Origin of the sequence: Roseomonas gilardii (assembly GCF_001941945.1) — a bacterium.
Taxonomy (GTDB): domain Bacteria; phylum Pseudomonadota; class Alphaproteobacteria; order Acetobacterales; family Acetobacteraceae; genus Roseomonas.
On the sequence record NZ_CP015583.1, the window covers coordinates 897,436 to 920,618 of the forward strand.

The window sequence follows — 23,183 nt, forward strand, 5'->3', positions numbered from 1 at the left end:
CGGGCTCCGGCAGCGGACGCCTCGCGCCCACCCCATGATGGGCTCCATCTGGCGTCCCTTGCGTGAAATCTGGATCAGGCGCCGCGGCGGTCCGCGCCATGCCCCGTTCCGCCGGCCTGGCTATAGCCCTGCCCGGGGCGCCCCGGGCAGGGGCCGGCCTCCGTGAAAGCACAGGCTTGGCAGCCCCGCACCGCGCGCTAGGCTCAGGCTTCTCCGCGAGGCCCGAGGCAAGAAACGATGACCACCCGACGCGCCCTGCTGGCCGGTTCCGCCGGCGCCCTGACCCTTCCGGTCCTGCCCGCCCTGGCCCAGTCGCCGCCCGGCGTGGCGGTGATCGCCAAGCAGATCGACGACATCATCAGCCTGGACCCGGCCGAGAGCTTCGAGTTCTCGGGCAACGAGCTCTGCGGCAACATGTACCAGAAGCTGGTCCGGAACGAGGAGAAGGACCCGACCAGGCTGACCGGCGACCTCGCCGAGCACTGGGAGGCCTCCTCGGACGGCAAGAGCTTCACCTTCCGGCTGCGGAAGGGGGCGAGCTTCTCCTCCGGCAAGCCGGTGACGGCGGAGGACGTGGCCTGGTCGCTCCAGCGCGTGGTGGCGCTGAACAAGAGCCCGGCCTTCATCATCAACCAGTTCGGCTATACCAAGGACAACGTGGCGGGGATGATCCGCGCCACGGCGCCGGACACGGTGGTGCTGGCCACGGCCGAGCCCGCCTCGCTGAGCTTCCTGCTCTATTGCCTCTCGGCCAATGTCGGCGCGGTGGTGGAGAAGGCGGTGGTTGCCTCCCACGAGGCCAATGGCGATTTCGGCAATGCCTGGCTGAAGCAGAACTCCGCGGGCTCGGGGCCCTTCATGCTGCGCGCCTGGCGGGCCAGTGACAGCGTGACGCTGGAGGCCAACCCGCACAGCGAGACGCCGCCGAAGACGAAGCGGCTGGTGATCCGCCACGTGGCCGACCCCTCGGCACAGCTCCTCGGGCTGCAGCAGGGGGATTACGACGTGGCCCGCAACCTGCAGGCCGACCAGATCAAGGGGCTGCAGGGCAATGACCGCTTCCGCATCCTGGACCAGCGGCGGGCGCAGGTGATGTTCCTGTCGCTGAACCAGAAGAATCCCTATCTGGCCAAGCCCCAGGTGCGGCAGGCGATCAAGTGGGCGATCGACTACGCCGGCATCCAGAAGAACATCGTCCCCTCCACCTATGCGGTGCACCAGGCCTTCCTGCCCGAGGGCCTGCCCGGCGCGCTGACCGAGAAGCCCTTCCAGGCCGATGTGGCGAAGGCGAAGGCGCTGCTGGCCGAGGCGGGGCATCCGGACGGGTTCGAGATCGGCTTCGACTATTTCTCGGTGGCGCCCTTCTCCGACATCGCCCAGGCGATCCAGGCCAACCTCGCCGCCATCGGCATCCGCGCCCGGATGCTGCCGGCCGAGACGCGGCAGGTGATCACCCGGACCCGCGCCCGGCAGCACGACATCGCCCTGGTCTACTGGGGCAGCGACTATTTCGACCCGCACAGCAATGCCGAGGCCTTCAGCATCAACACGGACAATGGCGACGACGCCCGTAACCGCACCCTGGCCTGGCGGGCCTCCTGGTATATCCCCGACCTGTCGAAGCGGACGGTCGAGGCGCTGCGCGAGAGCGACGGCGAGAAGCGGGCCGCGCTCTACGAGGCGTTGCAGCGGGACCACCAGCAGTCCAGCCCCTTCGTCATCCTGCTCCAGGCGATCGAAGTGGCCGTGACGCGGGCCGGGGTTTCGGGCATGAGGCTCGGCGTGATGAGCGACCAGACCTCCTACGCCGGTATCAGCAAATCGTGACACCCCATTCCTCGCGCGGAGGAGGGCTCCGTTGAGCCCCGGCCGCGCACGCCTGAAGGCGCTGGCGGCCACCCTCGCCAGCGTCCCGATCACCCTGTTCGGCCTCACCCTGGTGACCTTCTTCATCGGGCGGGTCATGCCGATCGACCCCGTCATCGCCATCGTGGGCGACCGCGCGCCGCAGGACGTGGTGGAGCGGACCCGGCTGGAGCTGGGCCTCGATCAGCCCCTGCCGGTGCAGTTCGTCCGCTACCTGGGCCAGTTGCTGCATGGCGACCTGGGCCGGTCGGTGATGACCTCCAACACCGTGACGCGGGACATCGCCAACTTCTTCCCGGCGACCTTCGAACTGGCCACGGTGGCGATCATCCTGGCGGTGCTGATCGGCGTGCCGCTCGGCGTCTGGGCCGCCAGCCGGCAGGGCAGGGCGGTGGACCAGGCGGTGCGGCTCTTCAGCCTGTCGGGGCATTCCATCCCCGTCTTCGTGCTGGGGCTGGTCAGCCTGCTGGTCTTCTATGCGAAGCTGGGCTGGCTGCCGGGGCCGGGGCGGCAGAACGTCGCCTATCAGGACATGATCGACGTCCATACGGGGATGCTGACCATCGACGCGGCGCTGGCCGGGGAGTGGGACGTGTTCTGGGATGCCGTGGCGCATCTGGCGCAGCCGGCCGGGGTGCTGGCCTTCTTCTCGCTCGCCTATATCGCACGCATGACGCGGGCCTTCATGCTGGCGGAGCTGCGTTCGGAATACGTGACCACCGCCCGGGCCAAGGGCCTGTCCGGCTTCCGCATCGTCTGGGGGCATGCCTTCCCCAACGTGGCGGTGCCGCTGGTGACGGTGATCTTCCTCACCTATGCCGGGCTGCTGGAAGGGGCGGTGCTGACCGAGACGATCTTCTCCTGGCCGGGGCTCGGCCAGTACCTGACCGTTTCCCTGATGAATGCCGACATGAACGCGGTGCTGGGCGCGACGCTGGTGGTGGGGCTGATCTACGTGGCCCTGAACCTGCTCTCCGACCTGCTCTACCGCCTGCTGGACCCGCGCGTGCGATGACCGCCAAGACCTTCTCCCGCGCCTGGCTGCTTTCGCCGGCCCCGGAATCCCGCCGTCAGGCCGCCTGGGGGCAGCGCTACCAGGCCTGGCTGGCCTTCCGCCGCAACCCGCTGGCCATGGCCGGGCTGATCGTGGTGGTTCTGCTGCTCGCGCTCTCGCTGCTGGCGCCGGTGCTGGCGACGCACGACCCGAACATCCAGGACCTGGCGAACCGGCTGCAGCCCTGGTCGGCGCAGCACTGGCTAGGCACGGACGAGCTGGGGCGCGACGTCTATTCGCGCCTGCTCTATGGCGGGCGGATCACGCTCGGCATGGTGGTCGCGGTGGTGGTGCTGGTGGCGCCGCTCGGCCTCGTGGTGGGCTGCATCGCGGGCTATGCCGGGGGGATCTGGGACCGCATCCTGATGCGCGTCACCGACGTCTTCCTGGCCTTTCCCCGGCTGATCCTGGCGCTGGCCTTCGTGGCGGCGCTGCGTCCGGGGGTGGAGAGCGCGGTGATCGCCATCGCGCTCACCGCCTGGCCGCCCTATGCCCGCCTCGCCCGGGCGGAAACGCTGACCATCCGCCGCACCGACTACATCGCCGCGGTGCGCCTGTCCGGCGCCTCGCCGATCCGGGTGGTGCTGCGGCACGTGGCGCCCATGTGCATCCCCTCCCTGACGGTGCGGGTGACGCTGGACATGGCCTCGATCATCCTGACCGCCGCCGGTCTGGGCTTCCTGGGCCTGGGAGCGCAGCCGCCGCTGCCGGAATGGGGCACGATGATCGCGACGGCGCGCCGCTTCGTGCTGGAGCAGTGGTGGGTGCCGGTGATCCCGGGCATCGCCATCTTCGTGGCCAGCCTCGCCTTCAACCTGCTGGGGGACGGGCTGCGCGACGTGCTGGACCCGAAGCAGCGCTGAGGCGGCATGGGTTTCTCCGGCGCCCGGCCGCCCCGCCAATCCCGCGCGTGATCCGGTATCAGGCGGGGACGGAGACCACCCGGTTCCGGCCCGCCCGCTTGGCGAGGTAGAGGCCCTGGTCGGCCCGCATCAGCGCCTCCTCGAAGCCCTCGCCCGCCTGCCAGACGGTGACGCCGATCGAGGCGGTGACGCCGAGCGTGGCGGTGGGCAGGGCCACGGGAGTATGGGCAAGCGCCGCGCGCAGCCGCTCCGCGATCTCGCGCCCCCGGGCCGCGCCGGCGCCCGGCGCCAGGGCGACCAACTCCTCCCGCCATGCCGGGCGAGGTGGTCCCCCTCCCGCAGCGCGCCGCGCAGCGTGGCCGCCGCCGCCTTCAGCACGAGGTCCCCGCCGGCATGACCGTGCCGGTCGTTGATCGCCTTGAAATGATCCAGGTCGAGCAGCATCAGCGCGCAGGACCCGCCTTCCCGGCCCAGGCGCGCCGCCTCCGCCATGGCGAGGCGGATGAGGCCCCGGCGATTGGCGATGCCGAGGAGCGGGTCGGTGGTGGCCAGCCGGTCCAGCTCCCGGTTGGCGGCCCGCAGGGCCTCCAGCTCCTTCCGCAGAGCCAGGGCGTCCGGTGACTGCCGCTGCCCCGAAATGTCGGTCAGCAGGGTGAGGTAGCCGCCCCCCGGCATCGGGCAGCCGGCCACCAGCAGATGCGCCCCGCCGGGGCGCTGCCGTTCGAGCTGGAAGCGGCGGCCGCTGCGGATCGCCTCCTTGCGGAAGGCGGCGTGGTGCATCGAGGGCCCGGGGCCGTATTCGCCCGAGGCGGCGATGCGCTCGATAGCGGGCTGGACGGGGGCGAGGGGCCGCATCTCCGCCTCCGCCATGGGGAAGGCGTCCTGCCAGGCGCGGTTGGTGAAGGCCAGACGCATCTCCGGATCGGTCACCATCAGCGGCTGCGGCAGGAGCATCAGCGCATCCCGGAGGAGGGGAATGCTTTCCAGCGAGAAATCGTGGCCGGACCACCCGTTGCCCGCCGGCCCGCCGTTCAGCCGCTGGACCAGCCGTGGGCCCGATGGGGCGATCTCCGGGGCCGTGGTGACCTGGAGCGGGATCGTGCGTTCTGGCGTGGCGACCGGCATGGCATCCCGGACAGCAGGGGGGGCGGCGGAAGAGGTGATGGATCAGGGAATATCCGCAATCGGAGCGTGTATAACAGCTCCGTGATCCGGAAGCGATATAAACACCTGTCCTGCCGCCGCGATGGCCCGTCGGTGACGGGACGGGCTTGACGCTGCCCCCGCAACGGGGTTCTGCACCCCTGTCCCCGCCGCGCCGCCGTGAGTCCCCGCCCCATGCTCCGTCGCTTCTTCGCCTACTATCGCCCCTGGCGCCGGCTCTTCCTGCTGGATTTCGGCTGCGCGGTGCTGTCGGGCCTGCTGGAACTGGGCTTTCCCATCGCGGTGCGGGCCTTCGTGGACCATCTCCTGCCGCAGCAGGACTGGCCGCTGATCCTGCTGGCCTCGGCGGGGCTGATCTTCATCTACCTCGCCAATACCGGGCTGATGGCCATCGTGAACTACTGGGGCCACATGCTCGGGATCAATATCGAGACGGAGATGCGGCGGCGGGCCTTCGACCACCTGCAGAAGCTCTCCTTCCGCTTCTACGACAACCAGAAGACCGGGCATCTCGTGGGGCGGCTGACCAAGGACCTGGAGGAGATCGGCGAGGTCGCGCATCACGGGCCGGAGGACCTGTTCATCGCGGTGATGACCTTCCTCGGCGCCTTCGGGCTGATGCTCTGGGTCAACATGCCGCTGGCGCTGATGACGGCGGTGATCGTGCCGCTGACGAGCTGGGTCTCCACCCATTACGGCAGCCGCATGACCCGCACCTGGCGCGCCATCTATGGCCGCGTCGGCGCCTTCAATGCGCGGATCGAGGAGAATGTCGGCGGCATCCGCGTGGTGCAGGCCTTCGCCAACGAGGATCACGAGAGGGCCCTCTTCGCCCGGGACAACACGGGCTACCGCGACACCAAGCTGCAGGCCTACCGCATCATGGCGGCCAGCCTGTCCATCTCCTATCTCGGCATGCGGCTGACCCAGATGGTGGTGATGGTCGCCGGCGCCTATTTCGTGATCCGGGGCGAGCTCACGGCCGGCGGCTTCGTCGGCTTCCTGCTGCTGGTCGGCGTCTTCTTCCGGCCGGTGGAGAAGATCAACGCGGTGCTGGAGACCTATCCCAAGGGCATCGCCGGCTTCCGCCGCTATGTCGAGCTGCTGGAAACGCAGCCCGACGTGGCGGACGCGCCCGATGCCGTGCCGGCGCCGCCGCTGCGCGGCGACATCCGCTACGAGCATGTCACCTTCGGCTATGCGCCCGGCAAGCCGGTGCTGCGCGACATCGGGCTGGAGATCGGGGCCGGGGAGACGGTGGCCTTCGTCGGCCCCTCCGGCGCCGGCAAGACCACGCTCTGCTCCCTGCTGCCACGCTTCTACGAGCTGGATTCCGGGCGCATCACCATCGACGGGATGGATATCCGCCGCATGACCCTGTCCTCGCTGCGGGCGCAGATCGGCATCGTGCAGCAGGACGCCTTCCTCTTCTCCGGCACGCTGCGGGAGAACATCGCCTATGGCCGCCTCGGTGCCAGCGAGGCGGACATCCTGGAGGCCGCCCGCCGCGCGCGGCTGGAGGCGATGATCGCCGCCCTGCCGGACGGGCTGGACACGGTGGTGGGCGAGCGCGGGGTGAAGCTGTCCGGCGGGCAGAAGCAGCGCATCGCCATCGCCCGGATCTTCCTGAAGAACCCGCCGATCCTGATCCTCGACGAGGCGACCTCCGCCCTCGACACGGAGACGGAGCGGGCCATCCAGGCTTCTCTGGCCGAGCTTTCCGAGGGGCGCACCACGCTGGTCATCGCCCATCGCCTCGCCACCATCCGCAACGCCGACCGCATCGTGGTGGTGGATGCCTCCGGCATCGCCGAGCAGGGCCGCCATGCCGATCTGGTGGCGCGCGAGGGGATCTACCGCCGCCTGCACGAGGCGCAGCACGGGCCGGGGGCCCTTCCGGCGGGGGCCTGAATTCCCCTCCGCGCGGGGCTGTTCTAAAAGGACGGGGATGGCCGAACCCCTCGTCGAGATCCGCAACCTGCGGGTCGCCTTTGCCTCCGCCACCGGCGTCACGCCCGCCGTGCGCGGCCTGTCCCTGACCCTGGGCCGGGAGAAGCTCGGCATCGTGGGGGAGAGTGGCTCCGGCAAGTCCGTGACCGGCCGCGCGCTGATGCGCCTGCTGCCCGCCACGGCCGATGTGCGGGCCGATGCGCTGCGCTTCGACCGCACCGACATCCTGAACGCACCGGAGCGGCAGATGCGGCGCCTGCGCGGCGGCCGCATCGGGCTGATCCTGCAGGACCCGAAATACAGCCTGAACCCGGTGATCACCATCGGCCGCCAGATCACCGAGGCGCTGCGCCAGCACAAGCGCGTCGGCCGGGGCGAGGCGCGGGACCGGACGCTGGCGCTGCTGGAGAGCGTGCGCATCCGCGACCCGGGGCGTGTGATGGAGGCCTATCCGCACGAGGTCTCGGGCGGCATGGGGCAGCGCGTGATGATCGCCATGATGCTGGCCCCCGAGCCCGACATGCTGATCGCCGACGAACCCACCAGCGCTCTGGATTCCTCCGTGCAGGCGGAGATCCTGCGCCTGATCGGCGATCTGGTGGACAGCCGCGGCATGGCGCTGATGCTGATCAGCCACGACCTGCCGCTGGTCAGCCATTTCTGCGACCGCATCCTGGTGATGTATGCGGGGCAGGTGATGGAGGAGCTGAAGGCCTCCGAGCTGCACAGGGCGGAGCATCCCTATACGCGCGGGCTGCTGGCCTGCCTGCCCTCGCTGGCGAAGCCGCGCGGGCGCCTGCCGGTGCTGACGCGCGATCCGGCCTGGCTGGAGCCGCAGAGACCTGTCCATCAGGGCGGAGCCGCGTCGTGATCGAGGTCGGCGACCTGCATGTCCGCTTCGGCAGCACCCATGCGGTGAAAGGCGTCTCCTTCTCCGTCGGCCAGGGCGAGAGCTTCGGCCTTGTCGGGGAAAGCGGCTCCGGCAAGTCCACCGTGCTGCGCACCCTGGCGGGGCTGAACGAGGACTGGTCCGGCACGGTCGTGGTGAACGGCAAGCCGCTGGGGCGCCGCCGCGACCGGGCGTTCCACCGCCGCGTCCAGATGGTCTTCCAGGATCCCTACGGCTCCCTGCATCCGCGCCAGACGGTGGACCGCCTGCTGTCCGAGCCGCTGCTGATCCACGGCATCGGCGAGGTGGACCAGCGCATCCTTCGCGCGCTGGACGAGGTCGCGCTGCCACGCGCGGCGCGCTTCCGCTTCCCGCACCAGCTTTCCGGCGGCCAGCGCCAGCGCGTGGCCATCGCCCGCGCGCTGATCGCGGAACCGTCCGTGCTGCTGCTCGACGAGCCCACCAGCGCACTCGACGTCTCGGTGCAGGCGGAGGTGCTGAACCTCCTCGCCGACCTGCGCGCCGCACGTGGTCTGACCTTTCTGCTCGTCAGCCACAATCTCGCCGTGGTGGCGCAGATCTGTGAAAGGCTGGCGGTGATGCAGAACGGCGAGATCGTCGACCTGCTCACGGAATCGGACCTGCGCAACGGCGAGGCGCACCACGCGCATTCGCGGGACCTGCTGCGACTTTCGCGGGAGCTGGAGGAGGGCTGAGAGGCCATCGCGTCGCGCCGCTTGCGGGCGACAACCGCACGGTGCGCGATCTCATCACAGTGTGAGCGGAGAGGGGGCGGGACGGGGGGCTGGAACGGTCGCCTTCCGGAACGGAACCGGCTATTCCGCTGATGATGGCTGAACCCGATGCAAGCGCGTCTCCATTCCACCGCGATCTCGCCCGGGACATTCTGCTACGACTGCGCGCGCGCGGCGCCCGGCCCGGCGACCGCCTTTCGCGCCTCGGCCTCGCGCGGGAATTCGGCGTCAGCCGCACGCCCGTCCTGGCCGCGCTCGCCCTGCTGGAGCGTCTCGGCGTCGTGGCCACCGAGGGGCGCTCGGTCAGGATCATCGACCCCGACTACGATCCGGCGCGCCTCGACGTCGCCGACGAGACCGCCCGCCTGGTGCTGCGGATCGCGCGCGCGCGGCGCGACGGGAATCTGCCGGCGGAGGTGTCGGAGCGGATGCTGCGGCAGAGCACCGGGGCCGGACGCGTGGCGCTGCAGGAGGCCCTGCACCATCTGGAGGCGGTGGGGATCGCCACGCGCAACCGGGGCCATGGCTGGCGCCTCGGCATGGGTTACGCGAACGAGGAGGACCGCGTGGCGGCCTATCGCTTCCGCCTGATGCTGGAACCGGCCGCGTTGCTGGAGCCACGGTTCAGCCTGCCCAAGGACCGGATGGCCGCCCTGCGCGAAAGCCAGGAAGCGGCCCTGCGGCGGCAATGGCGGGAAGAGGACGTGCCGCGCTTCTACGAAGGCGCCGCGGCCTTCCACCTCGCGCTGGCGCAGGGCTGCGGCAACCGCTTCGTCATCCAGGCGGTGGAGATGCAGAACCGGCTGCGCCATCTCCACGGGCTGCACCTGCTGAACCGGGCGCGCGCGCATGACGCGGCGCGCGAGCATCTCGGCATCCTCGATGCGCTGGAACTGGGCGACCGCGTCCTGGCGGCGGAGCGGATGCGCGCGCACCTGCAGGGCGGCATCGTCACGCGGTAGCGCATCCGCCGGAAGGCCGGGCCCCGTCAGGCCCCGGCCGGGATCTCCTCCTCCAGCAGCGCCGCTTCCTCGGCATCCAGGCGGCCCGTTTCCTCGGGGTGGAGGCCGAAGCGCAGCGCGACATCCGGGGCGTAGCGCAGCAGGTCCGGCCGCAGCCGGATCAGCGCCAGGTCCTTGGCTTTGGCTTCCAGCATCACGTCGAATTCCAGCCCTTCGGCGAGCCGCATGAAGGTGATGAACTCGAAGGGATTGCAGTAATCGGCATGACCCGTCCAGACGGGCGGCACGAGCACGGTCTTGTTCTTTCCGGTCTTGCGGTCCTTTCGCTGCATCTCCCGCAGCTCCGTGCGCGGCGAGGAGAAGTGGCATTTCGGGCGCACCCCCTCGGGCCAGGAGCGCAGGAAGCGTTCCAGCACCGGGCGCATCGCCAGCCCCTCCGGGTTCAGGCACCAGAAATGCTGGTGGTCGAAGATCAGCCGCACGCCGGTCCGCTCATGAATCCACAGCACGTCGGCGGCGGAGAAGCGCAGGTCGTCATTCTCCAGCACCAGGCGGCGCCGCACGGGCTCGGGCAGCCGCTCCTCCCAGCAACGCACCCAGCGTTCCCGGCTGGCCGGCACGTCGCCATAGGTACCGCCGACATGCACCACCAGCACGGCCTCCGGGCCGAGCCCCATGCGGTCCAGCATCTCCGCCTGGGCGGCGAGGTCGCGGATGCTCTTCTCCACCAGCACCGGATCGGGGCTGTTGAGCACGATGAACTGCGAGGGGTGGAAGGAGAGCCGGATGTCCAGCGCCCGCGCCCTGGCGCCGAAGGCGCGCAGCTCCGCGTCGCTTTCCGCGATCATGCCGTGGAACTGCGGCATGTCCGGATGCGTGGCATAGGGCGCGAGGTCGGAGGACATCCGGTACATGCGGATGCCGTGCCGGGCGAGATAGTCCAGCGCCTGGTGCATGTATTCCAGCGAGACGCGGAGATGCGGCGCGCTCTGCCAGCGCCGCGTGTCGTTGCTCCGGATCTCCGGCGCGCCCATCAGCTTGACGGGAAAGCCGAGGCGCAGCGGTTCCTGTGCGGCCATGCCGTCCGTCTCCCCCTGGATGTCACCCGTCGCCAACGCGGGATGGCGGGCGGGGTTCGGGGGGCTCGCCGAAGCGTGCGGCGGGGTTGCCCTAAAGGCCCTGGAACAGCGCCGTGGAGAGGTAGCGTTCCGCGAAGGAGGCGGCGATGCCGACGACCAGCCGCCCCTCCATCGCCGGGTCCCGCGCCACCTCCACCATCGCATGCAGCACGGCGCCGGAGGAGATGCCGACCGGCAGGCCCTCCAGCCGCGCGCAGCGCCGGGCCATGGCCATGGCGTCGGATTCGCCGACGGCGCGGATCTGGTCCACCCGTTCCAGCTCCAGCACCCCCGGCTTGAAACCGGCGCCGATGCCCTGGATGTCGTGCGGTCCCGGATCGTCCCCGGCGGAAAGCACGGCGCTCTCGCGCGGCTCCACCCCGATGATGCGCAGGCCGGGCCGGCGCGGCTTCAGCGCCCGGGCGATGCCGGTCAGCGTGCCGCCCGTGCCGATGCCGGCGACGATGGCATCCACCGCCCCGCCGGTATCGGCCCAGATCTCCTCGGCCGTGGTCGCGGCATGGATCTCCGGGTTGGCCTCGTTGTCGAACTGCCGGGGAATCCAGGCGCCCGGCGTGGCGGCGGCGATGGCCTCGGCCCGGGCGATGGCCCCCGACATGCCGCGCCGGGCCGGCGTCAGCTCCACATGCCCGCCCATCAGGCGGATCATCTTCTGCCGTTCCACCGAGGCGCCGTCGGGCATCACCACGGTCAGCGCATAGCCCTTGGCGGCGGCCACGAAGGCCAGGGCGATGCCCGTATTGCCGGAGGTGGGCTCGATCAGCGTGGAATGGCCGGGGCGGATCAGCCCCTGGCGCTCGGCGGCCTCCACCATGGCCAGGCCGATCCGGTCCTTCACCGAGCCGAGCGGGTTGAAGAACTCCAGCTTCAGCGCCAGGCGCGCGGGCAGGGATTCGGCGGCCTCCAGCCTCGGCAGGCGGACCAGCGGCGTCTCGCCCACGAGGTCGAGCACGCTGTCGTACAGGCGGCCCCTCCGGTGGCCCGGCCCGGCCTGGAACCGTTCCTCGGGGAGGGCGGGAGCGGGAAGCGTCATGTCTTCTTTCATCGCACCGTCTGGATTACCACGGTGCGGCGACGTATTTTAGGGGGCATCAGGGAAAGGAACGACCCCAACCCCATGTTGTTGCGCCCATGCTGCTGAAACAGGACCGAGCCCTCACCGCCATCTCCGTGATGCTGGATGTCGCCTTCCATGTCGGACGCGGCGCGGAAGTGGCGAGCGGCGGGGATATCGCCGATCGCCTCGGCGCGGCCAAACGGGGGATCGAGCCGGTCTTCCAGGCGCTGTCCCGTGCCGGGCTGCTGGACAGCAGCCGCGGCCCGCGCGGCGGCTACCGCCTCGCCCGCCGGTCGCGCGACATCCGCCTCTGGGACGTGGTGTCCGCCGTGGCCGAGGAGGATGAGAGCCCTGACATGACCGGGCAGCTCCAGGCCGCCGTGGTGTCGCCGCTCTGGGGCGAGATGGAGGGCCTGCTGCGCGAGCGGCTGGAGGGGATGACCCTGGACGACCTGCTGCGCCGCGCCCAGGCGCGCGGCCTCAAGCGCCCCTCCACGGAGCCGCTGAACTTCGCGATCTGAGGGGGCAGGATCAGAGCAGCGGCGAGATCCAGGTCATCATGGCCAGGATCGTCGCGGCGATGGCCAGGGCCAGTGGGGCCGTTTCGGCCTCCTGCAGCAACAGGGCCTCGATCTCCGCCTCCATGGCCTCTTCCTCCGGGTCCCGCACCGGGGTCAGGCCCGCTTTCCGGCCTGTAGCGCCGCTTCGGACCCGGCCACATCCTCCATGCCGGGCAACAGCGTAGCGGCAAGGCCGGCGACCTCCCCCACCACGACCAGCGCCGGCGTCGGCAGGCCGGCGGCCCGGGTGGCCAGGCTGCAACGGCCCAGCGTGGTGCGCAGCGTGCACTGGCCGGGCAGGCTGGCCTGGGCGACGATGGCCACCGGGGTTTCCGGCGCGCGGCCGGCGGCCAGCAGGCGCAGGGCGATCTCGTCCAGCCGGCTCAGCGCCATGAAGGCCACCACCGTGCCGCCGCCCCGGCCGAGCGCGGCCCAGTCCACGCTGTCCGGCAGGTTGCCCGCCTCGTCATGGCCGGTGACGAAGGTGACGGCGCTGGCGATGCCGCGCTGGGTGAGGGGGATGCCCGCCGCCGCCGGGGCGGCGAGACCGGCGCTGACCCCCGGCACCACGCGCCAGGGGATGCCGGCGGCGGTCAGCGCGGCGGCTTCCTCGCCGCCCCGGGCGAAGAGGAAGGGATCGCCCCCCTTCAGCCGCACCACGCGCTGCCCGGCCCGGGCCCCCGCCACCAGCCGGGCGTTGATCTTCGCCTGGGACAACGGCGCCGCGCCCTTGCGCTTGCCCACCGGCACCAGCGTGGCCAGCGGATTGGCCAAGCGCAGCACGCCGCGCCCCGGCAGGGCGTCATGGAGCACCAGATCGGCCCGGCGCAGCGCCTCCGCCGCGCGCAGGGTCAGCAGCGACGGATCGCCCGGCCCGGCACCGACCAGCCAGACCTCGCCCGGTCGCGGCGCATCGCCGGCGGCCAGTGCCGAGCCGCGATCCAGTTCCGTCATACGCGCACCGGCATGGAGGTTGACCTAAACTACGTTTGACAGGAGCTAATATTAGTATTTCACTCTGATCAAGAGGTTTAAGGCGCTTTTCGCATATGGCTCAGACCGGCACGACCCAGGCCAGCACCCAGAAGAAGCCGACGGGTGTGGAGATCAGCAAACTGGCGAGCCGCGGGCTGCGGGGTGGGATAGCGGCCGAGCTCGCCAGCACCGGAACCCGTGGCGGGGTCAGCGAGGACAGCTTCAACCTCCTGAAGTTTCACGGAACCTATGAGCAGTTCGACCGCGACACCGCCACCCCGCGCAAGCAGGCGGGGCTGGACAAGGAGTGGCAGTTCATGGTCCGCGTCCGCGCCCCGGCGGGGCTGCTGACGGCGGAGCAGTACATCGCCCTGGACGCGCTGGCCGACCGCTATTCCAACAGCACGTTGCGTGTGACCACGCGGCAGGCGCTGCAATTCCACGGCGTGGTGCGGGAAAACCTCAAGCCGACCATCGCGGCGATCAACCACACGCTGCTGACCACCATGGCCGCCTGCGGCGACGTGGTGCGCAACGTCACCACCACCCCAGCGCCGCGCCGGGACGCGGTCCACCGGCAACTCGTCGAGGATGCGCGGATGCTGTCGGAGCGGCTGCTGCCCCGGACCCGCGCGCATCACGAGATCTTCCTGGACGAGGAGCCGGTGTCCGCCGTGCCGGAGGAGGAGCCGCTCTACGGCACCACCTATCTGCCGCGTAAGTTCAAGATCGGCCTCGCCCATCCGGACGACAACACGGCGGACGTGCTGACCAACGACCTGGGCTTCATCGCCATCGGGGACGGGGCGGGGGGCATCGGCGCCTATCAGGTCTGCATCGGCGGCGGGCTGGGCCTGACGCACAACCGGCCCGACACGTTCCCGCGCCTGGCCTCCCCGGTGACGGTGGTGCCGCGCGAGCGGCTGCTCCATGCCGCCGAGGCGGTGGTGCGCTTCCAGCGCGACCATGGCGACCGCACCGACCGCCGCCGCGCCCGCCTGAAATACGTGATCGAGGATTACGGGCTGGACTGGGTGCGCGAGCAGCTTGCCCCCTATTTCGGCGGCGAACTGGCCGATCCCGGGCCGCTGCCGCGCCTGCGCCTGCCGGAGCTGCTGGGTTGGCACGAACAGGGCGACGGGCGCTTCTGGCTGGGCGTGCCGGTATCGTCCGGGCGGATCGCCGACCAGGGGCGGGTGCGGCTGCGCACGGCGCTGCGGGAGGTCGTGACGCGCTGGGGCGCCAATCCCGTGCTGACGCCGCAGCAGGACGTGATCCTGGCCGACCTGCCGGCCAATTCGCGTGAGGCGGTGGAATCGCTGCTGCGCGAGCATGGCGTGACCCTCACCGAATCGCTGTCGCCCCTGGCCCGCTGGGCCCTGGCCTGCCCGGCCCTGCCGACCTGCGGGCTGGCGCTGACCGAGGCGGAGCGGGTGCGCGACCCGCTGGTGGCGGAGATCGAGGCGGCGCTGGAACGGCAGGACCTGCTGGACGAGCGGATCAGCCTGCGGATCACCGGCTGCCCCAATGGCTGCGCCCGCCCCTATGCCGGGGATATCGGGCTGGTGGGCCGCGTGCCCGGACATTTCGCCATCTTCGTCGGCGGCGATTTCGAGGGCACGCGCCTGTCCTTCAAGCTGCACGAGCGGGTGCCGCAGGGCGAGATCGCGGCCCGGCTGGAGCCGCTCTTCGCCGCCTTCGCCGGCGACCGGCGGGAAGGGGAAGGCTTCGGCGATTTCTGCCACCGCCTCGGCCCCGACACGCTGCTGGCGCTGGGGGCGGAGCCCGTCCCGGCCTGATCCCGCGGCGGGACCCGGCTCGGCGGAGCCCCGCCGACGCGGACCTGAACAGGAGTTGAGCGGACACCGCTTGCCTTCGCCCATCCGGACGAAGCATCGTGCGCTTCGGTCCGAGAGAAGATAAGGAGTCGTGCCTTGCTTCGCCTGAACCGACGCCAAGTTCTCTCCACCCTGGCCGCCACGCCATTGCTGGCCGCGCGCCGGGCCTCGGCACAGCAGGTGCCGCCGCTGCTGAATGTCAGCTACGACCCGACGCGCGAGCTCTATCGGGACTTCAACGCCGCCTTCATCGCGCAATGGGCGAAGGATCATGGCGGGCAGAGCCTGCAGATCCGCACCTCGCATGGCGGCTCGGGCGCCCAGGCGCGCTCGGTGATCGACGGCCAGCCAGCGGATGTCGTGACCCTGGCCCTGGCCTATGACATCGATGCCATCGCCGAGCGCGGGATGATCGCCAAGGACTGGATCACCCGCCTGCCGCACAACAGCGCCCCCTATACCAGCACCATCGTGCTGCTGGTGCGGAAGGGGAATCCCAAGGCGATCCGGGACTGGGGCGACCTGGTCAAGGACGGCGTGGGCGTCATCACCCCCAACCCCAAGACCTCCGGCGGGGCGCGCTGGAACTACCTCGCCGCCTGGGCCTGGGCGAAGCGCCAGCCGGGCGGCTCCGACGCCACGGCGGAGGCCTTCGTGACGAAGCTGTTCCGCAACGTGCCGGTGCTGGACACGGGCGCGCGCGGCTCCACCACGACTTTCGTCCAGCGCGACCAGGGCGACGTGCTGCTGGCCTGGGAGAACGAGGCGCACCTCGCCTTCAAGGAGTTCGGCGCCGACAAGTTCGAGATCGTCTACCCCTCGCTCTCCATCCTGGCCGAGCCCTCGGTGGCGGTAGTGGACCAGGTGGTGGACCGCAAGGGCACGCGCGCCGTGGCGGAGGCCTATCTGCGCCATCTCTACACGCCCGAGGGCCAGCGGATCGCCGCGCGCAACTTCTACCGTCCGCGCGACGCCGCGGCGCTGACAGCCGCGGGCGGCATCTTCCCGAAGCTGGAGCTGATCACCGTCGATGACAGCTTCGGCGGCTGGGCAACAGCGCAGAAGGCGCATTTCGCCGATGGCGGCTCCTTCGACCGGATCTACAAACCGGGACGATGACCGCCGCCAGCCTCCGGATACCGCGTCGTGACCCCGTGGCCGGCTTCGGCCTCTCGCTCGGGGTCACGCTGGTCTGGCTGACCGCGATCGTGCTGGTGCCGCTGCTGGCGCTGGTGCTGCGGCCCTGGGAGATCGGGGTCTCCGGCGTGCTAGCCTCCCTCGCCGAGCCGCGCGTGCTGGCCGCGCTGCGGCTGAGCTTCGGCGCGGCCTTCCTGGCCACGCTGTGCAACCTGCCGCTGGGGCTGCTGCTGGCCTGGGTGCTGGTGCGCTACCGCTTTCCCGGGCGGCGGCTGATGGATGCGGTGGTGGACCTGCCCTTCGCCCTGCCCACCGCCGTGGCGGGGCTGGCGCTGACCGCGCTCTTCGCCACCAATGGCTGGCTGGGCGCGCCGCTGGCGATGCTGGGCATCAAGGTCGCCTTCACGCCGCTGGGCGTGATCGTCGCCATGGCCTTCGTCGGCCTGCCCTTCGTGGTGCGCACGGTGGAGCCGGTGCTGCGCGACCTGCCGCTGGAGGCCGAGGAGGCGGCGGCGACGCTGGGCGCCACCCGCCCGCAGGTGCTGCGCCGGGTGGTGCTCCCGGCCCTCGCGCCCGCGCTGCTGACCGGCTTCGGCCTGTCCCTGGCGCGGGCCGTCGGGGAATACGGCAGCGTCATCTTCATCGCCGGCAACATGCCGATGGTGAGCGAGATCGCCCCGCTGCTGATCGTCACCCGGCTGGAGCAGTTCGACTACGCGGGCGCCGCCGCGATCGGCCTGGCCATGCTGCTGATCTCCTTCGCCGTGCTGCTCTGCCTGAACCTGACGCAGCGCTGGCTGCGAAGGGGCCGCCGCTGAGCGGCCCCGGCACGGGAGGACGGCCGGCGGCGGAGGACCCGCGGCCGATGCGGGCCGTGCTGCTGCTGCTGGCGGTGCTCGCGCTGGGCCTGTTCCTCGTGCTGCCGACCGTGGCCGTCTTCGCCGAGGCCGGCCGGCGCGGCTGGCCGCCGGTCGCCGCGGCGTTGTCCGACCCGGACACGATCGCGGCGATGCGGCTCACCCTGCTGGTGGCCGCGATCGCCGTGCCGGTGAACACGCTGGGCGGGGTGGCGGCGGCCTGGTGCATCGCCAAGTTCGACTTCCCGGGCAAGCGCCTGCTCACCACGCTGATCGAGCTGCCCTTCTCCGTCTCGCCGGTGATCTCGGGCCTGGTCTGGGTGCTGATCTTCGGCGCTCAGGGCTGGTTCGGCCCCTGGCTGCAGGCCCATGGCGTCCAGGTCATCTTCGCCCTGCCGGGGCTGGTGCTGGCGACGGTCTTCGTGACCTTCCCCTTCGTGGCCCGCACGCTGATCCCGCTGATGCAGGAACAGGGGCGGGAGGCGGAGGAGACCGCCGCCACGCTGGGGGCCAGCGGCTGGCAGAGCTTCTGGCGCGTCACGCTGCCGGAGGTGAAATGGGCGCTGCTGGCCGGCATCCTGCTCTGCAATGCCCGCGCCATGGGGGAGTTCGGCGCCGTGGCCGTGGTGTCCGGCCATATCCGGGGGGAGACCAACACGCTGCCGCTGCATGTCGAGATCCTCTACAACGAGTACCAGTTCGTCGGCGCCTTCGCCGTGGCGGCGCTGCTGGCCTCGCTGGCCCTCGTCACCCTCTGCGCCAAGATCGTGCTGGAGCGCCTTTCCGGCCGCAGGACCCTGCTGGAGCATTGAATGTGGCGATGACACCGGGCGTGCCGACCGCCATGCCCTCCCCGTGCCGCCGCGCCGGCCCGCCGTCTCGCGGCAGGGTGGTCCGGGGATGAGCGTCGAGGTCTCGGGCATCACCCGCCGTTTCCAGGCCGGGCCGCCGGCGCTGGATTCGGTGGACCTGGCTGTCGGCGATGGCGAGTTCGTGGCCCTGCTGGGCCCCTCCGGCTCCGGCAAGACCACGTTGCTGCGGATCCTGGCCGGGCTGGACTTCCCCGATGGCGGGCAGGTGCGGATCGATGGCCGGGACGTCGCCTCGCTGCCGGCGCGGCTGCGCGGCATCGGCTTCGTGCCGCAGAACTACGCCCTGTTCCGGCACATGAGCGTCTTCGAGAACGTCGCCTTCGGCCTGCGCGTGCGCCCGCGCGCCACCCGGCCCTCCGAGGCCGGGATCGGCGAGCGCGTGCGGCGCCTGCTGTCCCTGGTGCAGATCGCCGAACTGGAGCGCCGCTATCCCGACCAGATTTCCGGCGGGCAGAGGCAGCGCGTGGCCCTGGCCCGGGCGCTGGCGATCGAGCCCGCGCTGCTGCTGCTGGACGAGCCCTTCTCGGCGCTGGACGCGCAGGTGCGCAAGAGCCTGCGCGGCTGGCTGCGGGAACTGCATGAGAGGCTGGGCCTGACCAGCATCTTCGTCACGCACGACCAGGAGGAGGCGATGGAGATCGCCGACCGGGTGGCGGTGCTGCGCGCCGGGCGGATCGAGCAGTTCGACACGCCCGGTGCCATCCTGGCCCGGCCCGCCAGCGCCTTCGTGGCGGGCTTCCTGGGAGAGGCGAACCGGCTCGACTGCGAGGTCCGGGGCGGGCAGGCGCATTTCGGGCCGCTGCCCCTGCCGCCAGTCGAGGCCGCGCTGCCGGACGGCCCGGCCCTGGCCTTCCTGCGCGCCCATGACCTTGTCGCGCAGCCTGGGGAGGGGCCCTGGGTGGTGCGGCAGGCGCGGCAGGACCCGCGCGGGTTGCGCCTCCAGGTCTCGGCGGGCGGGGAAGGGCCGGTGCTCGACGCCATGCCAGAGCCGGACTGGCGCGAGGCAAGGCGGGGGGATCGCTGCACGCTTCGCCTGCTCTCGGCCGCCGTCTTCCCCCGCTCCGCGAAGGGTTGAAGGCGGTCGGTGGTTCCTCCGGGGCCGGGCGTTGCGCTCCATGGCCGCCCACCGTGGGAGAGGCGCCGCCTCTCCCACACCCTCACCGCCGGGGACCGAAGCCGGTCCCCGGACCCCGGGCTTTCGCTGGCTCCCGTGGCAGCCGTCAGCCTGCGGCCCGATCCCTGGGAGCAGGTGGAACAGCGGGGCTCCCGAAGAAGAAAATCACCATTTCCGTGCTGGTGGCACCGGCAGTCCGCCGGAGAGCATGGCTCTCCGGCGCGATCCTGCGTCAGCCTGCGTCAACTCACCGGGTCCAGGGCGCGCAGCGTCCTGGCGGATAGGGGGTCCGGGGTGAAAGGCAGAGCCTTTCCCCCGGAGACAGCGCAACGCCCGATGCGCGGGATGCGCGTCCGGCCGGGGCGGCGGTCAGCGGCCTCCCAGCCGGCCGAGGATGTCGTGCACCTTGTCCTCGGGCCCGGCGGCGTCGAGCATCTCGCAGAGGCGGCGCATGTGGCGGCGGCTGGCATGGAGCTGATCGAGCAGGGAAAGCACCACGGGCATCGCCGTTTCCCCGACCTCCATCTGGTCGCGCAGCTCCAGGATCAGGTGCAGCCGGGCGATGTCGATCTCCTCGAACACGGGGTTCTCGCCGCGCCGTGCCGGGCGCACCCAGTCCTGCGCGATCCAGCGCCGCAGGGTCTGCTCGTCCAGGCCCCGGACCTGCTGCAGCACGGTGGTGACGGTGATCATGCCTGCCTCCTCATCTCCTGGCGGGCGTCGTCGCCGCTCCTGTCCTTCGCCCAGTCGCGCAGGAATTCCTCGATCCGGTCATCCACCGGCCCCAGCACGATGCGCAGCGTGGCGTAGAGGTCGCCGGCGGGCTGTCCGCCGTGCTCGGCCACACCGCGCCCGCGCAGGCGCAGGCGGGTGCCGGCGTCGGAACGCGGCGGCACGGTGAGCGTTACCTCGCCACGCGGCGTCGGCACGGCGATCCGTCCGCCCAGGATCGCCTCGGCGAAGGTGACAGGAACCTCCATCTCCAGGTCGCGGCCCTGGCGCCGGTAGAGCGGGTGGGGATGCACCGTGACCTCGATCAGGGCATCGCCGTCGGGGCCGCCATGGCGACCGGGCTGGCCCTTGCCGCGCAGGCGCAACACCTGCCCGTCCTCCAGCCCCGGGGGGATGCGGACATCCAGCGTGCCGCCTTCCGGAAGGGTCAGGCGCTGGGTCGCGCCGTTCACCACGTCCAGGAAGGGGACCTCCAGGTGGTAGCGGTTGTCCTGGCCCTTGCGCGGGCGGGGGGTGCCGCCGGATTCGCCGCCCCGCTGACGGAAGTACTGGCCGAAGATGTCGCCCAGATCCTCGGGGTCGATCTGTCCCCCGAAGTCACCCGCCTCGAAGCCGTGGCCGGTTCCGAAACCGGAGGCGCCGAAGCCCTCCCGCCCGGCCCCGGCCCCGGCCCCGGCCCCGGCCCCCGCTCCAGCCCCGCCCCGGTATCGGCCGGCCCCGGGGGCGTCGGCATAGTCGCGCCAGTACTGGCGCGGCGGGACCTCCTGGCCGGTGGCGTCGATCTCGCCCCGGTCGAAGCGGGCCCGCTTCTCCGGATCGGAGAGCAGCTCATGGGCGGCATTGGCCGCCTTGAAGCGCTCCTCCGCCACCGTGTCGCCGGGGTTGAGGTCGGGATGGTTCTTCTTGGCGATGGCGCGGAAGGCCTTGCGGATCTCGTCCGCGCTGGCCTGCCGGCTGACGCCGAGCGTGCTGTAGGGATCGTCTTGGGCCATGGCGCCATCGTAACGCCGGCCCTGGCCGGAAGTCTCCCCGCCGGCTCATGCGCGGCGGGAATGCGGGGTTTCCGCCCTTCGCGAAGGCCGGAGGGGGCGGTGGATCAGGTGGGGAGGGGGCGGCCCGGCACGGGGTGGTGCCGCCCGCCCGGCATCGGCGCCGGCGCGCCGGTGGTGGAGGGCAGGCTGAGCGGCAGGCCGCGCAGCGAGCGCAGCGCCAGGAAGCCGAAGCACTGCGCCTCCAGGAAGTCGCCGTTCCAACCGACCGTTTCCACCGCCTCGACCGGCACGCCGAGGCGCTGACGCAGGCCGTCCATCAGCACGGCGTTGTGGCGCCCGCCGCCCGCGACCAGCCAGCGGCGCGGCGGGCGGGGCAGGTGGCGCAGGGCGGCGGCCTGGGCCTCCACCGTGCAGGCGGCCAGCGTGGCCGCGCCATCGGCATCGGAAAGCGCCTCCACCCAGCCGAGCGTGGCGGCGAAGGCGTTGCGGTCCAGGGATTTGGGCACGGGCCGCCCGAAGAAGGGGTTTTCGAGGAAGCGCGCCACGATCGCCGCATCGGCCAGGCCGCTGCGCGCCAGCCGCCCGCCCTCGTCGAAGCCGCGGCCGGTGCGGCGGAACAGGAAGTCGTCCAGCATGGCATTGGCCGGGCCGGTGTCGAAGGCGATCACCGTGTCCCCGTCGAGATAGGTGACGTTGCCCACCCCGCCCAGGTTCAGCACGGCGAGCGGCCCCGCCTCCCCCAGCCCGGCTGCCAGGGCGCGGTGGTAGAGCGGCACCAGCGGCGCCCCCTGGCCCCCCGCGGCGACATCGGCGTCGCGGAAGCGGTCCACCACCGGCAGGCCCAGGCGCGCGGCGGCGACACCGCCGAAGACGAGCTGACGGGTGAAGCGCGCTTCCGGCCGGTGCAGCACGGTCTGCCCGTGCAGGCCGACCACGGCGACCTCCTCGCGCGGCAGGCCGGTCTCGGCCAGGAAGCGCTCCACCGCCGCCGCATGCGACTCGGTGACCGCCTGTTCCAGCGCCGTGAGCGGGTCGCGCAGCACCCGGTCCGGCTGCGCCGCCAGTTCCAGCAGAGCAGCGCGCAGGCCGGGCTCGTAGGGATAGGTGCGGCCCTCGCCCGGTTCCACCAGGGCGTCGCCGTCGCTGCGGATGGCGGCGACGTCGATCCCGTCGACCGAGGTGCCGCTGATGACCCCGATGGCGGTGGCGGCGGGATGGCTGGGCATGGGCGCACTCCGGGGCTGGGAAGGTGGGGCTGGGAGGGTGGGGCTGGGGCCGCGTGGCGGAAGCCGCTACGGGGTGCCGCCGAGAAGCTCGATATAGCGGGCCGCCGAGCGGGCGACGACCGCGTCGCCCTCCGCCATCACGTCCTGCCCCTGGAAGGCGCCATGGATGCGCCCGAAGGACCAGGGCGCCAGCCGGTCCGCGACGCGCCGCACCTCGGCGGCAGGCAGGGGCATCATGTTGGGATAGCTCCACATGAAGGAGACGCGCCGCGCGCCGGGCGTCACCTGCACGATGTCGCCGGCGAGCAGGACGCCCGTGCCATCCGCCGCGCCGCCCCAGTGCAGCACCGTCCCGCCGGGGAAATGGCCGCCGGCCCGGATCAGGGTCGCCGCCGGGGCGAGTTCCAGCGTCTCGCCATCCCAGAGCCGGATATGGGGGGAGGGGCGCATGATCCAGTCGCGGTCAGCCGCGTGCAGATGGATCGGTGCGTCGAAGGCGGCGGCCCAGTCCTGCATGGTGGTGTGGTAGTGCGGGTGGGAGATCGCGATGGCGCTCAGCCCGCCCAGGCCATGGACCAGCGCCTCGGTCGCCGGGTCGAGCAGGGCGATGCAGTCCCACAGCACGTTGCCGGTGGGGGTGGAGAGCAGGAAGGCGCGCTGGTTGATGGCGAAGGCTGGCACGGTCTGCAGGCTGAGCAGGCCGGGCTCGTGCCGGTGCCAGGCGTTGCGGTGGGTCCGGGGCAGATCCTCCCGCGCGATCCAGGCCTGTCCTTCCGCCGGGACGAACTGGCGCTCGTCCTGGCAGACCGGGCAGGCCGCCGGGGGCCTGGGGGCGGGCGGATAGGAAGTGCCGCAGGCTCTGCACAGGAAGACCATGCGCGCTTCGCTCCCTTTTCGCCGTTCCTGGGTTCTTGCGGGAAGGCTAGCGCCGGGGTCCGGGTCCGGGAAGTCCGGCTCCGCCAGCGGGCTGGTGGCGTGGTGGCCGGGATGCGCTGAAGCCTGCCGCATCGCCGCGCGGCCGGGGGAAGAGACGGGGAAATAATCCCCGTCATCCACAGAGAATCGGTGGACATGTGGATTTCTTCCTGCATGTTCATGGAATGTCTCAGGAACTTCTCGCAAACGCATGACGGTTCGCGCATGAAGGCCGCCTTCATGAAGGCTCCGGCGTGATCGTGGGG

General features: G+C 71.5%; 20 protein-coding genes and 1 pseudogene. 13 read left to right on the top strand and 8 right to left on the bottom strand.

Features of this window, described 5'->3' with window-relative positions:
- The first annotated feature begins 237 nt into the window (after positions 1-237).
- Genes RGI145_RS03915 through RGI145_RS03925 form a run of 3 tightly spaced genes read left to right on the top strand, consistent with a single transcriptional unit; the run spans position 238 to position 3,783 of the window.
- Positions 238-1,827: an ABC transporter substrate-binding protein gene (locus tag RGI145_RS03915; RefSeq protein ID WP_075797311.1), complete on the top strand. Its 1,590-nt coding sequence runs from the start codon at positions 238-240 to the stop codon at positions 1,825-1,827.
- 31 nt (positions 1,828-1,858) lie between these two features.
- The gene (locus tag RGI145_RS03920) at positions 1,859-2,881 is read left to right on the top strand and encodes an ABC transporter permease (protein ID WP_075797312.1); all 1,023 of its coding nucleotides are present in this window, start codon (positions 1,859-1,861) and stop codon (positions 2,879-2,881) included.
- A complete protein-coding gene (locus RGI145_RS03925) occupies positions 2,878-3,783 on the top strand; it encodes an ABC transporter permease (RefSeq protein ID WP_027281042.1) in 906 nt (301 codons plus the stop codon). The genes RGI145_RS03920 and RGI145_RS03925 overlap by 4 nt, the downstream gene beginning before the upstream one ends.
- Before the next feature lie 58 nt (positions 3,784-3,841).
- On the opposite strand, the pseudogene RGI145_RS03935 reads toward RGI145_RS03925, so the two are convergent.
- Positions 3,842-4,908 (bottom strand): annotated as a pseudogene (locus tag RGI145_RS03935) (sensor domain-containing diguanylate cyclase).
- A 213-nt stretch (positions 4,909-5,121) separates the two neighbouring features.
- Here RGI145_RS03935 and RGI145_RS03940 point away from each other — a divergent pair.
- The 4 genes from RGI145_RS03940 to RGI145_RS03955 all read left to right on the top strand — a co-directional run bounded on the left by RGI145_RS03940 (position 5,122) and on the right by RGI145_RS03955 (position 9,503).
- Entirely contained in the window at positions 5,122-6,858 is a 1,737-nt protein-coding gene (locus tag RGI145_RS03940) for an ABC transporter ATP-binding protein (protein WP_075797315.1), read from the top strand.
- A 37-nt stretch (positions 6,859-6,895) separates the two neighbouring features.
- The gene (locus RGI145_RS03945; protein ID WP_075797316.1) at positions 6,896-7,768 is read left to right on the top strand and encodes an ABC transporter ATP-binding protein; all 873 of its coding nucleotides are present in this window, start codon (positions 6,896-6,898) and stop codon (positions 7,766-7,768) included.
- On the top strand, positions 7,765-8,502 hold the full coding sequence (locus RGI145_RS03950) for an ABC transporter ATP-binding protein (RefSeq protein ID WP_075797317.1): 738 nt from the start codon (positions 7,765-7,767) through the stop codon (positions 8,500-8,502). Before RGI145_RS03945 ends, RGI145_RS03950 begins: the two co-directional genes overlap by 4 nt.
- A gap of 131 nt (positions 8,503-8,633) precedes the next feature.
- Positions 8,634-9,503, top strand: a complete 870-nt coding sequence (locus RGI145_RS03955; RefSeq protein ID WP_083670375.1) for a GntR family transcriptional regulator — start codon at positions 8,634-8,636, stop codon at positions 9,501-9,503.
- A 26-nt stretch (positions 9,504-9,529) separates the two neighbouring features.
- Here RGI145_RS03955 and uvsE read toward each other — a convergent pair whose 3' ends face one another.
- Positions 9,530-10,582, bottom strand: a complete 1,053-nt coding sequence (uvsE, locus tag RGI145_RS03960; protein ID WP_075797318.1) for a UV DNA damage repair endonuclease UvsE — start codon at positions 10,580-10,582, stop codon at positions 9,530-9,532.
- A gap of 91 nt (positions 10,583-10,673) precedes the next feature.
- The gene (gene cysK / locus RGI145_RS03965) at positions 10,674-11,675 is read right to left on the bottom strand and encodes a cysteine synthase A (RefSeq protein ID WP_075797319.1); all 1,002 of its coding nucleotides are present in this window, start codon (positions 11,673-11,675) and stop codon (positions 10,674-10,676) included.
- A gap of 98 nt (positions 11,676-11,773) precedes the next feature.
- Between cysK and RGI145_RS03970 the strand changes: the two genes are divergently transcribed.
- Positions 11,774-12,220 carry an RrF2 family transcriptional regulator gene (locus RGI145_RS03970; protein ID WP_075797320.1) on the top strand — a complete coding sequence of 149 codons (447 nt, stop codon included), beginning with the start codon at positions 11,774-11,776 and terminating at the stop codon, positions 12,218-12,220.
- Between the two features lie 153 nt (positions 12,221-12,373).
- On the opposite strand, the gene cobA is transcribed toward RGI145_RS03970, so the two are convergent.
- Positions 12,374-13,213: a uroporphyrinogen-III C-methyltransferase gene (gene cobA, locus RGI145_RS03975; RefSeq protein ID WP_075797321.1), complete on the bottom strand. Its 840-nt coding sequence runs from the start codon at positions 13,211-13,213 to the stop codon at positions 12,374-12,376.
- 95 nt (positions 13,214-13,308) lie between these two features.
- On the opposite strand from cobA, the gene RGI145_RS03980 reads away from it, so the two are divergent.
- The 5 genes from RGI145_RS03980 to RGI145_RS04000 all read left to right on the top strand — a co-directional run bounded on the left by RGI145_RS03980 (position 13,309) and on the right by RGI145_RS04000 (position 19,013).
- Entirely contained in the window at positions 13,309-15,033 is a 1,725-nt protein-coding gene (locus RGI145_RS03980; protein WP_075797322.1) for an NADPH-dependent assimilatory sulfite reductase hemoprotein subunit, read from the top strand.
- A 135-nt stretch (positions 15,034-15,168) separates the two neighbouring features.
- Entirely contained in the window at positions 15,169-16,191 is a 1,023-nt protein-coding gene (locus RGI145_RS03985) for a sulfate ABC transporter substrate-binding protein (RefSeq protein WP_156878427.1), read from the top strand.
- On the top strand, positions 16,188-17,027 hold the full coding sequence (gene cysT, locus RGI145_RS03990) for a sulfate ABC transporter permease subunit CysT (RefSeq protein WP_075797323.1): 840 nt from the start codon (positions 16,188-16,190) through the stop codon (positions 17,025-17,027). The genes RGI145_RS03985 and cysT overlap by 4 nt, the downstream gene beginning before the upstream one ends.
- A gap of 47 nt (positions 17,028-17,074) precedes the next feature.
- Entirely contained in the window at positions 17,075-17,878 is an 804-nt protein-coding gene (gene cysW / locus RGI145_RS03995; protein ID WP_075797324.1) for a sulfate ABC transporter permease subunit CysW, read from the top strand.
- 88 nt (positions 17,879-17,966) lie between these two features.
- Positions 17,967-19,013 (top strand): sulfate/molybdate ABC transporter ATP-binding protein, encoded by a 1,047-nt coding sequence (locus tag RGI145_RS04000; protein WP_075797325.1) that lies wholly within the window; start codon positions 17,967-17,969, stop codon positions 19,011-19,013.
- Between the two features lie 408 nt (positions 19,014-19,421).
- On the opposite strand, the gene RGI145_RS04005 is transcribed toward RGI145_RS04000, so the two are convergent.
- The 4 genes from RGI145_RS04005 to RGI145_RS04020 all read right to left on the bottom strand — a co-directional run bounded on the left by RGI145_RS04005 (position 19,422) and on the right by RGI145_RS04020 (position 22,878).
- Positions 19,422-19,745, bottom strand: coding sequence for a chaperone modulator CbpM (locus RGI145_RS04005; RefSeq protein ID WP_075797326.1), 324 nt, complete (start codon positions 19,743-19,745; stop codon positions 19,422-19,424).
- On the bottom strand, positions 19,742-20,776 hold the full coding sequence (locus RGI145_RS04010; RefSeq protein ID WP_075797327.1) for a DnaJ C-terminal domain-containing protein: 1,035 nt from the start codon (positions 20,774-20,776) through the stop codon (positions 19,742-19,744). Before RGI145_RS04010 ends, RGI145_RS04005 begins: the two co-directional genes overlap by 4 nt.
- 104 nt (positions 20,777-20,880) lie before the next feature.
- Positions 20,881-22,002, bottom strand: a complete 1,122-nt coding sequence (locus RGI145_RS04015) for an anhydro-N-acetylmuramic acid kinase (protein ID WP_075797328.1) — start codon at positions 22,000-22,002, stop codon at positions 20,881-20,883.
- Between the two features lie 66 nt (positions 22,003-22,068).
- Entirely contained in the window at positions 22,069-22,878 is an 810-nt protein-coding gene (locus tag RGI145_RS04020) for an MBL fold metallo-hydrolase (RefSeq protein ID WP_075797329.1), read from the bottom strand.
- Between the last annotated feature and the right edge of the window lie 305 nt (positions 22,879-23,183).